This is a genomic window from Rhodococcus sp. NPDC080181 (genome assembly GCF_040702225.1).
GTDB lineage: Bacteria > Actinomycetota > Actinomycetes > Mycobacteriales > Mycobacteriaceae > Rhodococcoides > Rhodococcoides fascians.
Genome location: NZ_JBFBKN010000018.1, coordinates 19,554 through 33,747, shown reverse-complemented (window position 1 = coordinate 33,747; position 14,194 = coordinate 19,554). Strand labels below are relative to the sequence as shown.

The window sequence follows — 14,194 nt, the reverse complement described above, 5'->3', positions numbered from 1 at the left end:
AGCGCAATACTGGTCGGAACATCGCGAGAGAGCATCGAGTCCGCAAGCAGCGGACCGCTTGCACCACGAAGGGGCACTGTTATGGCACGTGTGGCGAACACCAGCCAGATCACCAGCGGGCAAGGTGGGGGAGATACGACCGTGTTGAGAGCCGTGCCCGGTGACGATCAAACGCCGTACGGCGTCGACTTGGTGCCCGATCCAGTCGGCGACGATCCCGTCGCCGATGTCATCAGTTTGCATCCGCGAACAGATCCCGAGTCTCTGACACTCTGCGCACTCATGTGGAGCACCGATCCCGCCGCCGATGCGCGCGTCACCGAGGCGCTGGTGCCTGGAGACTTCACGGAACCGGCCTACGCCGAACTGTTCACCCTCATCGCCGCGCTGGTCATAAATGGTCAACCGCACGACCCGGCTTCGGTCGCAGCTGTGATGCACCGATCCGGCGGAGGTGGGCAGAAGGACGCTCCACTGCGCCGCGCGCTTGCGAACGTAGTCACCGCCGACGCACCAGCCGTGTCCGCAGTGCACTACGCAGACATCGTCCTGTCCCAGGCCTACCGCCGGAGTTTCCACGTCGCTGGGCAGCGACTCATGCAGGCAGCCGAGCAAGGGCCCGAGGACGAATTGTTTGACTACATGGTTCAGCTCGGTACTGCTCAGCGTGCAGCGTGGAAGCGACTCAACACCTTTCGAGCAGGAGGGTCTCAGGTGTGAGCGTCGTCGAACGGGTCCGCCGCAACTCTCTGTCGGTAGGTCGGTGCACGATGCGTGATATGCGAATACGCACAGTCGACGGCCCACCGCTCCCGCACGAGATCGCGCGCGACACGGTGCGTGCGATCCTGCTCGCGCACATGACGTGTACCGGCGCCGCGGAGGCGGAGCAACGCGAACACTCCACCTTCGATCCTGCAGCGGATGACGGTCTGCTGCCATGACCGGCCACACCACCCGCGACCTCGCAGCGACCGGTGAAGAAGCCGCGATCGCACAGGCTGCGGAGTTGGTGCGCGAAAAACTCGATCTGCTCCTCGATCGCGTCACCGACACTGTGCTGGGGATACCTGCCCCAGGCACACCCCAGTGGCGCAGTCGCTTTCACAATCCGGACGAGCTCACCCGCGTTCTCCGCAGCGCTCGCCGCGCCGAACTTCGGGCGCTCATCGCCGAGCGTGCCGGCGTGACAGATCCTGCTGCAGTTCCGCACCAGCGACGGGCACACAGCCCTCAGAAACGACGTGCTCGTTCCGATCCAGCTCAACTGTCCATTTTCTGACGCTAGAACGCATGTTCGATTGTTGGTACTATCGACACCGATGGCCGGATCGGCTCCGGCCCGAGAACTTCTCGGCCCCGCAACAGAATCGCATCAGATCAGGGGAGGGCCCGATGGCTGGTATCGACTGGGCTGCCTGCGCCCGAAGCCTGCGTGAGCACGCCGCGGCCGACGCCGCCGCACGCACTGCACACACCGGCCGACCCCACCGGCAAGACCAGAGCGTGCTCAGCGTCGCCAGCTCGTGCGACACAGCAGCGTACAGCCCGGGCCGCCCGAATCCGCGCCTGGAAAAGCTCGTCGCAGACGCTCTCGCTTCTAGGCCAGCTCCGCGCCCGCAGACCGGCAACTTCGACCTGAGTAGCAGCTCAGGGCACCAGCCCAGCTCACCTCGACACTGAGCACCTCCGCTCCCACGATTCCTGGCGTTACGATCATCGACTGTGCAGCCAGGTGACAACGGGGGAGAGATCGTGACGGCAGACTCGGCAGACGGACAGACCTCGTTCGACGAGTGGATGCCCGAGGCGTTCACCGTTCCAATAACCACCAGCTACGCCGGCGTCGACGCCGGCCTCGGTTACCGTGCCCCGGCGGTGCAGCAGGCAGCCGGTGTGACCTACCGCCAGCTCGACTATTGGGCGCGAACGGGACTGATAGAGCCGTCCATCCGCAGCGCAGCCGGTAGCGGATCTCAGCGCCTGTACTCGTTCACCGACGTCGTGACGGTTCGAGTGATCAAACGGCTACTCGACACCGGGGTGAGCCTGCAGAACGTCCGGATCGCGGTCGACCACTTACGCGCTCGCGGTCAGGACGACCTCGCGACACTCACGCTGGTCTGCGACGGAGTGTCCGTCTACGAATGCACGACCGATGAAGAGATCGTCGACCTGTTGCGTGGGGGACAGGGCGTGTTCGGGATCGCTATCGGGCACACCGCGACCGATGTGGCGGCCGTCGTTCGCCACCTCCCCTCCGTAAAGGCCGCTGACACCGTCGCTGACGACGTAACCCGCCGTCACAGCAACGATGCCGCCGAGGACTTCCTTGATGATCTGAGCGTGCGCCGTGCGCGTCGCAGCGCATGATCGCATTCGGCTCCACTGATCACGGCTTTTAGTCCACGGTCTGAGCTCGGCCGGATCATGTAGGCCCCAATGATCCTGAACGTCCCAGAGTCTCTGACTCAGGACCTTCGACGGCATGACCGAATGGGGCGGCTCGACAGCAGCCTTGATCGCGAACAGCTCGTCCAGATCGCTCTCGATCCGATCGAGCTCACTGCGGGACGGCGGAGTCTCCTGCGCGGAACCTGGACCGCCGGCCATGGCCATACCCTCGTCCGGCTGGTCGCGACTGTGCTCGAGGAACTCTATTGCTCTGATGATCTTGTCCATGAATTGCATCACTCATCGTAAGCCGTGATCGGCGACGTCACTGCTGATCACGTGGCTAGTTTCGGTCCGGCTGCTTCTCGTCAGGGATCAGGTCGCAATCCGGGATCCAGTGAACAAGGCTTCGAAGTATTCCTTGTCGACACTGTCTCTGAGCAGCTTGGCTGCTGGCTCTATGACCGTTTCCTCGACGGTGTCGACGTGTTCGACCAGCCAGCCGCTGATGCCGTCAGGCCCGTCGGAGACGGGCCCGAACAGAGTCGTGAGCGCCTCGGGCCTGAACCCCTGAGCGACCAGTTGCTCGGCGGTGACCCAGTCGTCCGCAGGCTCGCCGACCCACACTTGGTGGTTGTATCTCAGATCCGCCTCGGTTGTTCTGCGGAAGCGCTCATCGATGGGGAGATCGATGGCGTCCTCTGGAGTCTTCAGGCTCCAGTGCGTCGCTTCTCCGCGTTCGATCTCGTCTGCAGTGGCATCTCTGAAATAGCCCATATCCCGGGATCGTATTCCTCGCTCTCTCGGCCCGCCCATTGCCATCGAGAGTCGACCCCCTCACATTCCGAATCTCCCTGATACAGAAAGGCAGTCATGCCAGAGCGCACGTTCACCTCGGAAACCTTCTTCGCAGGCCTCTCTCTCTGGGTGGCGCTGTTCGTCTTGTTCGCGATCCCCAGCCTTCTGACCTCCACTGTGGCGAACGGCAAGTCGGCCATCATCCAGGTAACGACAGTCTGCGGCCTGTCGGTAGTGGCCCTGTTCGCAGCCGCGTATGCCGCATTTCTGATGTGGTTCAGTCATTCTGGCCCCGATCGTCCCCGGCCACACTTATCGATGCTCCGAGAACCACTTGCTCTTATCGGGGTCCGATGGTGCGCCGGCACTTCCCGTCGCCGCTGGTGGTGCCTGGCGGCCGCGATCGTCGTTGTTCTCGTCTACACCTTCGTCCGCGCAAGCGGCCCCGTCCTCCGCATGCTGGTGGAGTACTTCCCGACCTCCGAAGCCGGTGCGCAGCAACAAGCCTGGGATGCCCGCGAAGCAATGCACGATCTGCCCTTCCCCGGGCACATCACCGGAGTGACGATGACAGCCAACGTCATCGTCGAAGAGTTGATCTTCAGAACGCCGGTCATCGTGGCGTCGACCATCGCGCTGCGACGACTACGTCGGCCGGGAGTCGTGGTCCCTCGATGGGAGCAAGTGCTTCTCATCACGGCTGTCATCTTCGTATGGGCCGGAATTTCCGTGTACGGCTTCGCATCCGGTCACGAACAGTTCTCGGCACTCAACTTCGCCACGACATTCCTCGACGGGATCGTGTGGGGTGCGCTCGCCATCCGGACCAGATCCTTGCTACCTGGCGTCGTCGGGCACAGCGTCAACAACGTCCTCGCAGGCGGCTGGTGAAGCGTCGAAAACGAAGGGATCGAGACAAATGCGGTTCAAGTTGTTCACCCGGCGGTCGCGGATCGTCGAATGTGGCTGGCGCGGCGAATGTCACGGCCCAGTCACCGTCGGCGTAACCACTGCATGGCCCTGCGGCCACTCAGCGCATCCGACCGCGACACCAACCTGCCCAGCTCACCTACAAGACCTGCTGGGGGACGGCGGGACAGCACCGAACCCCGTTCCCTGTCCAAGATGCAACGTCGTTGGTGCAGCCAAGATCGTGGCGACCGAGGACCTGTGACCGCACCGAATAATTGGCCGATCGGACACGGGAATAGATCGAGGTAGTCCAGTGTCCACCCGAAACAGACCCCTCGTCGATTGACACAGTTGACGCTATGAACCATAATTCGGTTGACTTGGTTGACCGTGAAAGGAGTTCTCATGAGCACACTCGCCGAACAGGAACGCAAGCTGCTCGACCTGCTCACCAGCTCGGTCCACCGGACATTTGCCGACGCCCGCGCAGCCGGTGTCCCCGCCGACGTATTCGCCGATGTCGAATCGATTGCCCGTTCCATGACCTCGGCTTTGCCGACCAGCCACATCTACGACCAGCTCGTCGGTCCGTTCTACGACACCTCGGGCCTGACTCAGTGGTGGGGTGTAAGCCGGCAGGCAGTCGCGAAAGCAGCGTCTACCGGTGCCGTGATCGCCTGCCAGCTCGACGGTGGCGGATGGGTCTATCCCACCTGGCAGTTCAGCGACTCGGGGGCGGCGTATCCAGATGTGCTCACCCTGTGGTCGACGCTGCGTGCTGCGGCAGACGCCTGGACCTGCGCAACCTGGTTGCGCAGTCCTCTTGCAGATCTCGATGACCGCAGCGCAGCACAGTGGGTTGCCGAGGGCCGCCCCGTCGAGCCCGTCCTCGAACTCGCGCGTGCCGACGCTCGTCGGTGGGCGGCGTGAGCGGCCGCGACCACGTCGCACTCGGTCCGCCATCGAGGCCACTGGACGGATTCCCTGCCTGTGAGCTCACCGCGGCGCAGTCACTGCATCGCGGACACAGCATCGGGAACGGGCCGTGGTGGTTCGCGTCCTCAGGCGGCGGGCGCTTCGACCTCACCCCGCCGCGGGGCACCTGCTACCTCGGCTACGACGAGCTCACCGCGATCCGAGAGACCGTCGGCGCTCCACTGGCCGCGACCGGAGTGATCAGCGCGGCCTTCGCCTCGAAACGGCAGCTCTCCGTACTGGCCGTACCGCACGATCACCACCTGGCCGACACCTCCTCAGAAGATGCCGCGAATTACGGCCTGACCAGGGAACTGGTGTCCATGACCCCGTACGCAGTTCCGCACGAATGGGCCTCGACCTTCGATGCCACTTTCGATGGAATCCAGTACCAGACACGGTTCACCACCGGGCCGAACCCGAACGCCGTAGCCCTGTTCGCCGACGCAGGGGAGCAGCCCTGGCCGGTCGACCCGGATCCGGAGCCGCTCACCACAGCGGCCCGCCGCCACGGATTCACCGTGGCGAGCCCACCGCGATCAGTTCGCATCGTGCCAACCCCCGGTGGTGCCACGAAGCCGTCGTGACATCGTGATCCCCGACCTGATCGCCCTCGATCCCCGCCAGCTCTGCTGGCGGGGATCTTTTCGTTGGCGAAGCCAACGTCGAAGGTTCGAGGATCGGCAACCTCGCACGCCGGCCGTGAGGACCTACACAACAAGGAGTACCCGTGAGCTCACAACCCGAGGGCGAAGGCCTGATCCAGGCCACCTTTCGCCTGGCCATGCACAGCAAATCATGCCCCGATCTCAAGCGAGCCGAAGCTCAGGCTCGGTTGAGACTGGCGAGCGCGATCATCGCTCTCGACGACGCACACCTGTCCGACGAACGGCACACGTTCATGGAACAGGCCGCTGTCGAGAACGCTCTCGGTGAGTACGGAAACGCCCTTGCGTCGCTTCTCCGCAAAGAGCACTCCGAGCGCGAGACCGATGACTACCGAGAGGTCCGGCAATCGTGAACTCGTCGAACTCCCTTCCATCGGCGACTCGAGGAGAGGGATCCGTGTCCGACACGCCGGCCCTGATCGCCACCGTACGAACCAACGCCGAACTTGCCGGCAGCGCAACAGACATCAACGACTACGGGATCTACGCCAGCCGCGCGCTCGATGCTGCCGAGAAGCTGGCTCGACACGTCGAAACGCTCCCGCTCGAAGCTTTGCAGGATGGTGACCACGCCGGCGACATCTGGGTCTTGGTTGTCGACGACCGAACCTCCCTCACCACATCCAGTCTCCATACGAGCGAGCAATCGGCCATCGACTGCCTGCTCTTGAACTTCGACCCCGTCGATCGGGACGATCCCGTCCAATCACTTCGGAATGACGGTTACACGGTCCATCTGGACTCCCACCCGGTTCCGCATTCTGCGGCGTTGACCGAGCAGAACGCGAATGTCTGAGCGGGCACGAATCGAATCGGTCGTAGTCCAAGCGCTGCGCGACACGTCGGCGGTTCGGAACTACGACGTCGTAGCAAATATCGTTGTGGGCCGATTGGTGCATCTCGGCTACCGCATCGTCGAACTGCCAACACCGGCCGAACCCGGCGTGTGGCCCGCGCCGCCTGGTTTCCGTAACCCGGTCGAGCTGACCGACATGGAGCGTTACCCGATCCGGCACAGCGGCGAGGTCGTCACGAACGCCGAAGGGGCACGCTCTCTCGCGGCCCGTCTCCTCGCCGCCATAGCGGCCACCGAGGGAAGGTCATTGTGACCGACACGGCGAAGTGAGCCCGTCCCAAGGGCAATAAAAGATGTACCAGCACAACAACGTTCGGCTGTGCAATGCTTGCCTCGCTCAATCGTCAAGGCCACCCGATCGGGTGGCCACATCGCAGGGGGAAACCATGAAGAACAGAACTATCAAGCGAACCATCGCGTCGGTGCTGACCGCGGGGGCGATCATCAGCGGGATTTCGCTGGCATCGGCGACAACTGCTTCCGCCGACACGAGGTACGTCTTCTCGTCGCAGTCGTCGTGCAACTCCAATCGCGACGCTGCGGTAAGACGCGCCGCTGCTACGGCCAAGCCGCGTGGTCAGTTCCAGGGAAGCGGCATGTACGTCAGCCCGTGCAAGTTCCAGTACGGAAAGTGGACCTTCAGCACCATTTGGGTGAGCTGACGCTGTACGAGCAGCGGACACGGACCCGCTGAGCTTTCGATCTCGGCGCAACAGAGTCCCACCCCAGAACCCGCACCTGCCGCTCCGGCAGGTGCGGGTTTTTCGTTGCCGGTCCCACGACGGCGAAACATGTTCTTAGACCGACCCTTTCCGATGTATCAGGTGCTGAACAACGTCCCCACTACGATGTCGACCGACTCGTTTGTCAACAATTTGGAGAACCACCGTGTCTTTTTCCGGCTACTCGCCGCCCACATCGAAGAGTCGTCACCGATGGCCATGTATCACCGGGATGGCCCTGTCCGGTCTGCTCATCGTCGGTTGCGCAGACCCCACAACGGCCAGCGACGCCGCGTCGGGCGCCGAGAGTGCTTCCTCCGCAACCGACACAGCGATCAGCGCCTCACCTCCTGCGGCCAGTACCGATGCTGTATCTGTGGCCCCCGCGCCCACCCCCGCATCGGCAGCCGAAAGCTCGCCCGATGCTCAAGCCGCTCTCGGCATGCTTGCGACCCTGCCGATCAAGGGGCGCGCGCCGAAAACCGGATACGACCGTGACCTGTTCGGCCAAGCTTGGACCGACGACGTCGACGTCGAATTCGGCCACAACGGTTGCGACACCAGAAACGACATACTGCGGCGAGATCTCACCGCCATCACCCTCAAATCGGGATCGAACGGATGCGTCGTGCAGACCGGCACCCTTGCCGACACTTACACCGGCACCACCATCAACTTCGTACGAGGTGCCGACACCTCTAACGCCGTCCAAATCGAGCACATAGTGGCTCTCAGCAACGCGTTCCAGACAGGTGCACAGCAGCTCGACCTTGCCGCGAGGGCGAACTTTGCCAACGATCCGCGCAACCTGCAGGCCGTCGACGGCCCGGCCAACCAACAGAAGGGCGACGGCGACGCCGCAACATGGCTCCCCAGTAACAAGTCGTACCGATGCACCTACGTGTCGCGGCAGGTCGAGGTCAAAGCCGCCTACGGGCTGTGGGTCACACCGCCCGAACACGAGGCCATCGTTCGGGTTCTCGGTGACTGCGGCGGCAGTGCCCCGGTCGCCGAGCAAAACGCAACTGCACCGATGCCGGCTGAGGTCCCAGCAGCACCAGTGCCCTCGAACGTGACCTACAGGAACTGCGCTGCAGTCCGCGCAGCCGGAGCCGCCCCCATCCGGGCCGGAGAACCCGGATTCAGCACCATGTTCGACGGCGATGGTGACGGTGTCGGCTGCGAATAACGCCATAGATGTGCGCCGACCACACGACCGCTGGCCAATTCGACCGTAGACAAGGAAGTAGTAACGATGAGCCAAGGCAGTAAAAGAGTGGTCGACGCGGTGGTCACCGCGGCGAAGATGCTTGCTGACGCGTTCCGAAGTGAACGCACTCAGAGACCAGCCATAACCGACGCCGCACAGGCCGCCAGGTCGCAGCGCGAAGCCTCGGCCCGCCAGCATCAACGCGACATCGCCGAACTGGAGCGTCAGCGTCATGAGGACAGTGAGCGCGAGATTGAAAAAGCCTCCCAGCTCTCGGTCCATGAGCAGTTGTTCGCCATAAAGCAGAGACAGGAACGGGAACGAGACGACGACCGTGCTCGCGAAGCCGCGGATAGTGCCCGTACTGAGGCTGCCGGTTCCGAACAGCTCTCCCGGACCCCGCTCCGCGATCAGGCCGTCGCGCGCCAGCGCAAGATTGACCGTGGCCGCGAGTCTGGCTCACGCGGTCGCTGATCGCGACGGGCCCACCACAGAACCCGCACCTGCAGGATGGCAGGTGCGGGTTCTTGGTTTTCGGAACCTATCTCGCTGCGGCTGCACCTGATCTACAAACGTCGGCGGAGCCGACCTCGAAGCGACATCGACGCGATCAGGCACCCCCGCCGTCGTGACAGAGCCGTCCGAGCAGGAGAAACGCCATGACTGTCACCCTCACCACGATCGACCGTGCAGCACTGACCTTGCTGGTCCTGCCCGCCCGAACACTTCCGGCCGACAATCTGTGGCAGGCCTACCCCATCGATCTCGGAGAATCCGCTGCCGCGATCGGCGACGCACTCCATGCCGTGGCCTGGCTCAACGACATCACGCGAGACGAGCTCGCCATCGTGGGAGTCGAATTCGCGGATCCGGAGCAGCACAACACCACCGTCACGTTGAGCGGCACCGACCTGGACGCCATGTCCTGGGTGCTCGGCGACGGCGGCATGGCGCTGGAAAGTACAGCCGGCGTGCTCGCACAGCTCGAGCGCCTCGGCTCGGTCGCCGTACCCGTGTACGCCTGAATGGGCGTGAACGAACTCGACCAGATCGCACACTCACGTTCACGGAGCACAACGAACCCGATCGAAGGCCCACGTCCACCGCACGAACCCGCACTCTGCCCCCGGCAGAGTGCGGGTTCTGTTTTTCGCACACAGTCCGGATATCCGCCGAACCCAGTAGCCGCACTGGTGACAGCCGACCAGCACCGCCGTGTCGGTGGCAAACTCGATCGCGCCGCTGTCTTTCCGTGCAACAGCCGGTGGTACGGATATACAGCGGATACCCAGCGGCTCACACCGTTGTGCGGCGTCGCAACGGACGCTCAGTGGACGTAGAGCGGATTCATTACGGATATACACCGGCTACAGCACGGGCACTCCGACTCGTGGCTGCCCACCGAAGCAAGTCGTGGGCGATTTCCATGCCGTAAGCCGCTGACCTGGCCGTTCTTCACGTCCGGAATCTCCACCAACGCCTCGCAGCATGCACAAAAATACTGTCCCAAGATAGTCGAGACCAACTTTTCAGCGGATAGAAGCGCTCGATTCTGGACAATTACCGAATACCGAAAAGCGGTACATGTTCTCGCCCTCAATGTGATTGTTCGGACTCCAATAAAAGCAGCTCAATTTGCCGATTATGACCCATAAAGGTGTTTCGCTGACGCCTCTGAGACACGCGAGATAAACCGAGTCGAAGCGCACAGAAGAGATACTCCGCGACACCGATGGAACAGACTTCTCCGGCGCACGTGGGCACCAGACATTCGATGCGATACCGGTGATCTGGCCGGCGGCCCGGGGGCCGCCGTCGTCCGCAGAAAAGCGCTGCGGCCGCCACCCACGTGCGCCGAAGAAGCCCGCCTGTGACCGTTCCGTCCGCGGCCTGTGGCCGCAGCCGACCCCCGCAGCCCGATGGCTGCGACAGCCCCGAGAAGCGAGACCGACCCAACCTTGCTGCCGTGCGGCCGGCCGGTGAAGCTGGCGGGCCGCACGGGGTCTCGACGAGTCTGTGGAGCGGCCCTGCCGGGCCGTCAGATCCCACTCGCAGCGACCGTCAGCAGCCCTGATCGCGCCACCCGCTGCGGCGGGATACCGAACCGTGGACGGCCGCCGACGCTGTGACGTCACCGGGCGGCCGGATCACCCCTCGAAGCCGCCTGCGGCGAGGCTTCGGAGCCCGTCGAGCGGGGCTGTGACACGACCGGGAGATGCGTGCGGCCGGGCGGCTGCGCGCCCGTGACGGTCTGCCGCGAAGAGCTGCGGCAGGCCTGTGCAAGAGGCGGTTGCCGAGGGCGGCACCGCCGGCGCTCACGCGCGGTGAAGACTCTCCGCCGCACCGGGGGAACGACAGGGACTTCACCGACCCGGCGAGGGTCGAAGTGGCCTTCGGCCACCGAGGCCTGTTCGTGCCGGGACCGCTCCGGTTCCGTGTTCTCGTGGGGCCCTCACCGATGCCATCTACTCTCTCGGGCGCGCTGACGCGCGGGCATCGGACCCACGAGAACACTGCACCTGCGCGGACGGTGGGGACGGCGGCCGAGGCCGCCTGCTGCTCTGAGACAGAGACCCACCGGGGGACCGCGGCTGACGCCGCGGGCACGGTGTCACCGTGCTGAGACGGACCGCTGGGGCGGCCCGTGTGACCCTGACGCCACCATGGGTGCAGCCCGCCAGTCGCTGCGCTCCCAGCGGCTCTGAGACCGCCACAAACCCAAAAACGGGGTTTGCGCCGTCTGCGTCAGGCTCCTGGCTCACAGGGCGCAAGGCGTCACCGCTCCTTGCTGGGGAAACACGACATCGATACCGTCCTTGCGACCACCCGTTCCGGGCGGCTGTCGCCGGTCTGCGACCGGTCGCAAGGACGGAGATTCTGCTATGTTTCCCCAGATCGCCACGGCCGCAACCTCCCGCCGCTAACGCTCTGGGTCGGTTGCTGTGGCTCCAAACTAAAAGGGCATAAGGAGTCGTGACGCACGGCGGGTTCCGTTCGCTTCGCTCACTACACCCTTGTTTGCCCGGCAGAGCCGGGACGACCTCCTCGGCTGGCGCCTCGTCGCCACTCGCTGCGCTCGGGTCCTCATCGCCTTCGGCTCTCTCCTCCGGCCGCTGGCGCGCCCTCCCTCGTTCACCTACGTCGACCCCTGCGGGGTGCCCTGGGGACGCTGCTGCTTCCCGTGGCCGGCGGTGCTCGGCGCTGGCGCGCCTGCGGCCCGTTCCGGGGACGGTCACTCGCTCGCTCGTGTCCTGTGGCTGCTGCTGCGTCCTGCCGGCCCGTATCGCGCCCCTGGCGCGCGTTGCTGTGACGGGTGGGGCCGGAAATCGAGACCGCTGCTGCCGCCCGCGGCACCCGCGGAGTGACCAGTTCGTGTCGGCCGGACCGTCCTGGGCGTCGGATGTTCCGACACCTCGCACACCGTGATTGCGGAATCCGAGATTGCAAAAATGCCGCCGCCGAGGGGCATCGTGTCCGATTCGGCTCGCGGCCCACACCGGACTCGGAGCCGTCCTGCACCACCTCTTGCTCCCGCGCGGCTGGGGACAGCTCGAATCGGAGAATGAGGTCTGTCTGTGACCTGTAGATGTGACGTCACGGGGTCCGCTCGCGCTTCATTGGGTAGCAGTCAGAGAGTGGGATTTCCACCTCCGTGTGTCAGGTCGCAAGCAACCTCGCTGGGGTGGGAAGCGCACGACCGGGGCGCCCGGTGGCCGGCACCCGAAGGGTGCTGCGGGAAGCCCGCCGACACCACGTATCCCTCCCGTTGCATGGCCCGGCCGTGGCCGAAATCCGAGCGAGCGTGTCGACCTTCCGCTTCATGGCATTGAGTCGGCCAGCCGCATCTGGCGGTCCCGGACCCCGGCCGTGGCCGGTGCCCGAGACCCGAGTCGAGACGGGCGCGGGATGGTCGCTCACGCCCGGCACGGGGGACCCGTGGGTACCCGGTCGCCGGACGACGAGGTACCGACTTCGGACGGAGGCACATCGGGCCCCGAAGTTACTCCCGAACATTTATAGCGGGCTCCATATGTGGGTTTGTCGATTAATAGTGGCGTCGTTGAGCGAGCCGTTGCCGGAGGGGCGATGGTTTGGTCACCGATATGACGCAAACCTCGTGTTCAACGACATGAGAACGGCGAACTAGGCCCTGAAAAAGGCGTCGTAGAAGTCCACTAAGAGATAGCCGTTGCGACTATCGGGTTTTTATTCTCCACAAACTGACATCACCTAATCGGCCGCTAGTACGCGGCCCGGATGGAGTGCTGCTCTCGCGCTCGCTCGCTGGACCCCCACTCACCGAAAGGAACGTTCACGTGACTTCACTGACCATCACCCACACCCATGCCGAAGGCACCCTCATCGAGGGCACAGTTCGAGGCGACGGCTCTTCGGACATCTTGAAAGCGCAGCGCTGGCGCTGGTCCAGGAATCTCGGCTCCTGGTACATCCCGCATTCGCGAGACCGCCTGGCCAAACTTCCTCAGATCAACGCGACGGCTTCGGCGCTGCGCAGCGCCGAGTTCGAGGTAGAGATCACGATCGACGACACGTACCGGCCAACGGCCGAGGTCGAGTCGGACAAGATCACCCGCCAGGAAGGTCGTGTCGAGGCGCTCGGTGCGAAGGCTGAGCGCAAGGCAGGCGTAGCCGAGGCTGCTTGGGATGCCGAGCGGGCTGCGTATGCCGCACTGCCGGAGGGTGGCGAACCGATCAAAATCGGCCACCACAGCGAGAGTCGGCACCGCAACGCTGTCGACAAGGCCTGGAACAAGCTCGGCAAGGCTGTGCTCTCCGAGCGTGAGGCCGCCCGGGCGCGTGGCCGAGCCGACGCCGCGGCCGGGACCACGGATTCCCGCTACGCCCCGGTGTCGGTAGCTCGCCGAATCGCGAAGCTCGCCGCTGAACTTCGCGGTCACGAGCGTGCCCGCGACGGCCACACCCGCACCTTGTTCACCAACAGTCAAACCGGAGAGAAGTACCTCGAGTCTCACGCTCCGGCAGAGGGCGCCCACCGCGATCGCGTTCTTGCAGAAATCGAGCGCACCACCGACGACCTCGCCTACTGGGAGGGTGTCCGAGCTCAGCACATCGCAGACGGCAAGGTCACCGCCTTCAATCCAGACGTCGTGACCAAGGGTGACCACGTCTACTACATCGGCAAGTGGAACGAGGTCGTACGCGTCAACGCGAAGACCGTCGCCATCCGCTCCATCGTCGGCGGCAGCTGGACCGACCGGATCCCGTACACGGAAATTCGGGCTCTGCGGACCGCTGAGGCCGTCCCCGTCCGCGTCGTCGACGGGGCACGCGTCATCGGTGACGAAGCCGCCGACGAGCCCGCTGTGACGCCCTGACCGACTGCGACCTTCCCCGACCGCACCCGAACTGAAAGAGCCCACCCATGCAGATCACCATCACAATCGAGGACACCTACGCCAACGGCGATGAGTTCGCGCCCCGTACTGAGACCGTCACCGTCAACCCGCCGCCTCCTGGTACCGGCGACCTCGAGGACTGGGCAGCTGATGAGCTGTCCCCGTTCACCGGTCAAGGCGACGCCATCTACGCCAACATCGACGGCATTCACGAGGTCACAGTCGTCGACTGCGCCGACCACGCTCATCTCGTCGGTGAGATCTTCTCCTTCGGCTGAGCT

At 64.4% G+C, this 14,194-nt stretch carries 17 protein-coding genes; 16 read left to right on the top strand and 1 reads right to left on the bottom strand.

Features of this window, described 5'->3' with window-relative positions:
- The first annotated feature begins 81 nt into the window (after window positions 1-81).
- The 4 genes from AB0O58_RS19575 to AB0O58_RS19560 all read left to right on the top strand — a co-directional run bounded on the left by AB0O58_RS19575 (window position 82) and on the right by AB0O58_RS19560 (window position 2,373).
- Complete coding sequence (locus AB0O58_RS19575; protein WP_080733215.1) at window positions 82-720, top strand: DnaB-like helicase N-terminal domain-containing protein; 639 nt, start codon at window positions 82-84, stop codon at window positions 718-720.
- 59 nt (window positions 721-779) lie between these two features.
- Complete coding sequence (locus tag AB0O58_RS19570) at window positions 780-944, top strand: hypothetical protein (RefSeq protein WP_155288635.1); 165 nt, start codon at window positions 780-782, stop codon at window positions 942-944.
- Window positions 941-1,282 carry a hypothetical protein gene (locus AB0O58_RS19565; RefSeq protein WP_366238620.1) on the top strand — a complete coding sequence of 114 codons (342 nt, stop codon included), beginning with the start codon at window positions 941-943 and terminating at the stop codon, window positions 1,280-1,282. Before AB0O58_RS19570 ends, AB0O58_RS19565 begins: the two co-directional genes overlap by 4 nt.
- 518 nt (window positions 1,283-1,800) lie before the next feature.
- Window positions 1,801-2,373 carry a MerR family transcriptional regulator gene (locus AB0O58_RS19560; RefSeq protein ID WP_057473067.1) on the top strand — a complete coding sequence of 191 codons (573 nt, stop codon included), beginning with the start codon at window positions 1,801-1,803 and terminating at the stop codon, window positions 2,371-2,373.
- A 396-nt stretch (window positions 2,374-2,769) separates the two neighbouring features.
- Here the strand turns inward: AB0O58_RS19560 and AB0O58_RS19555 are convergent, their stop codons facing one another.
- Window positions 2,770-3,210, bottom strand: a complete 441-nt coding sequence (locus AB0O58_RS19555; RefSeq protein ID WP_366238619.1) for a hypothetical protein — start codon at window positions 3,208-3,210, stop codon at window positions 2,770-2,772.
- 57 nt (window positions 3,211-3,267) lie between these two features.
- Between AB0O58_RS19555 and AB0O58_RS19550 the strand changes: the two genes are divergently transcribed.
- From AB0O58_RS19550 to AB0O58_RS19495, 12 genes are all read left to right on the top strand, one after another.
- Window positions 3,268-4,083, top strand: a complete 816-nt coding sequence (locus AB0O58_RS19550) for a CPBP family intramembrane glutamic endopeptidase (RefSeq protein ID WP_032373259.1) — start codon at window positions 3,268-3,270, stop codon at window positions 4,081-4,083.
- Window positions 4,084-4,509: 426 nt separating this feature from the next.
- Window positions 4,510-5,034, top strand: coding sequence for a hypothetical protein (locus AB0O58_RS19545; protein WP_032373260.1), 525 nt, complete (start codon window positions 4,510-4,512; stop codon window positions 5,032-5,034).
- Window positions 5,031-5,666, top strand: a complete 636-nt coding sequence (locus tag AB0O58_RS19540) for an RES family NAD+ phosphorylase (RefSeq protein WP_366238618.1) — start codon at window positions 5,031-5,033, stop codon at window positions 5,664-5,666. Before AB0O58_RS19545 ends, AB0O58_RS19540 begins: the two co-directional genes overlap by 4 nt.
- A 143-nt stretch (window positions 5,667-5,809) precedes the next feature.
- Window positions 5,810-6,100 (top strand): hypothetical protein, encoded by a 291-nt coding sequence (locus AB0O58_RS19535; protein ID WP_032373141.1) that lies wholly within the window; start codon window positions 5,810-5,812, stop codon window positions 6,098-6,100.
- A 44-nt stretch (window positions 6,101-6,144) separates the two neighbouring features.
- Window positions 6,145-6,543 carry a hypothetical protein gene (locus tag AB0O58_RS19530; RefSeq protein WP_155288637.1) on the top strand — a complete coding sequence of 133 codons (399 nt, stop codon included), beginning with the start codon at window positions 6,145-6,147 and terminating at the stop codon, window positions 6,541-6,543.
- Entirely contained in the window at window positions 6,536-6,856 is a 321-nt protein-coding gene (locus tag AB0O58_RS19525) for a hypothetical protein (protein ID WP_366238617.1), read from the top strand. Before AB0O58_RS19530 ends, AB0O58_RS19525 begins: the two co-directional genes overlap by 8 nt.
- Before the next feature lie 133 nt (window positions 6,857-6,989).
- Window positions 6,990-7,265: a hypothetical protein gene (locus tag AB0O58_RS19520; RefSeq protein ID WP_366238616.1), complete on the top strand. Its 276-nt coding sequence runs from the start codon at window positions 6,990-6,992 to the stop codon at window positions 7,263-7,265.
- 292 nt (window positions 7,266-7,557) lie between these two features.
- Window positions 7,558-8,514 (top strand): DUF1524 domain-containing protein, encoded by a 957-nt coding sequence (locus AB0O58_RS19515; protein ID WP_366238615.1) that lies wholly within the window; start codon window positions 7,558-7,560, stop codon window positions 8,512-8,514.
- Window positions 8,515-8,580: 66 nt separating this feature from the next.
- The gene (locus AB0O58_RS19510; protein ID WP_366238614.1) at window positions 8,581-9,009 is read left to right on the top strand and encodes a hypothetical protein; all 429 of its coding nucleotides are present in this window, start codon (window positions 8,581-8,583) and stop codon (window positions 9,007-9,009) included.
- Between the two features lie 185 nt (window positions 9,010-9,194).
- The gene (locus AB0O58_RS19505; RefSeq protein WP_366238613.1) at window positions 9,195-9,560 is read left to right on the top strand and encodes a hypothetical protein; all 366 of its coding nucleotides are present in this window, start codon (window positions 9,195-9,197) and stop codon (window positions 9,558-9,560) included.
- A gap of 3,291 nt (window positions 9,561-12,851) precedes the next feature.
- Window positions 12,852-13,892: a DUF3560 domain-containing protein gene (locus tag AB0O58_RS19500; protein WP_032399828.1), complete on the top strand. Its 1,041-nt coding sequence runs from the start codon at window positions 12,852-12,854 to the stop codon at window positions 13,890-13,892.
- 47 nt (window positions 13,893-13,939) lie between these two features.
- Window positions 13,940-14,191: a hypothetical protein gene (locus tag AB0O58_RS19495; protein ID WP_032399786.1), complete on the top strand. Its 252-nt coding sequence runs from the start codon at window positions 13,940-13,942 to the stop codon at window positions 14,189-14,191.
- Window positions 14,192-14,194: the final 3 nt, after the last annotated feature.

What these genes read in the sequence shown, in the direction of transcription:
- AB0O58_RS19570 (WP_155288635.1), top strand. Translation starts at nt 780, where the DNA reads ATGCGAATACGCACAGTCGACGGCCCACCGCTCCCGCACGAGATCGCG.
- AB0O58_RS19550 (WP_032373259.1), top strand. Translation starts at nt 3,268, where the DNA reads ATGCCAGAGCGCACGTTCACCTCGGAAACCTTCTTCGCAGGCCTCTCT.
- AB0O58_RS19545 (WP_032373260.1), top strand. Translation starts at nt 4,510, where the DNA reads ATGAGCACACTCGCCGAACAGGAACGCAAGCTGCTCGACCTGCTCACC.
- AB0O58_RS19555 (WP_366238619.1), bottom strand. Translation starts at nt 3,210, where the DNA reads ATGGGCGGGCCGAGAGAGCGAGGAATACGATCCCGGGATATGGGCTAT.
- AB0O58_RS19510 (WP_366238614.1), top strand. Translation starts at nt 8,581, where the DNA reads ATGAGCCAAGGCAGTAAAAGAGTGGTCGACGCGGTGGTCACCGCGGCG.
- AB0O58_RS19520 (WP_366238616.1), top strand. Translation starts at nt 6,990, where the DNA reads ATGAAGAACAGAACTATCAAGCGAACCATCGCGTCGGTGCTGACCGCG.
- AB0O58_RS19525 (WP_366238617.1), top strand. Translation starts at nt 6,536, where the DNA reads ATGTCTGAGCGGGCACGAATCGAATCGGTCGTAGTCCAAGCGCTGCGC.
- AB0O58_RS19560 (WP_057473067.1), top strand. Translation starts at nt 1,801, where the DNA reads ATGCCCGAGGCGTTCACCGTTCCAATAACCACCAGCTACGCCGGCGTC.
- AB0O58_RS19495 (WP_032399786.1), top strand. Translation starts at nt 13,940, where the DNA reads ATGCAGATCACCATCACAATCGAGGACACCTACGCCAACGGCGATGAG.
- AB0O58_RS19575 (WP_080733215.1), top strand. Translation starts at nt 82, where the DNA reads ATGGCACGTGTGGCGAACACCAGCCAGATCACCAGCGGGCAAGGTGGG.
- AB0O58_RS19515 (WP_366238615.1), top strand. Translation starts at nt 7,558, where the DNA reads ATGGCCCTGTCCGGTCTGCTCATCGTCGGTTGCGCAGACCCCACAACG.
- AB0O58_RS19505 (WP_366238613.1), top strand. Translation starts at nt 9,195, where the DNA reads ATGACTGTCACCCTCACCACGATCGACCGTGCAGCACTGACCTTGCTG.
- AB0O58_RS19565 (WP_366238620.1), top strand. Translation starts at nt 941, where the DNA reads ATGACCGGCCACACCACCCGCGACCTCGCAGCGACCGGTGAAGAAGCC.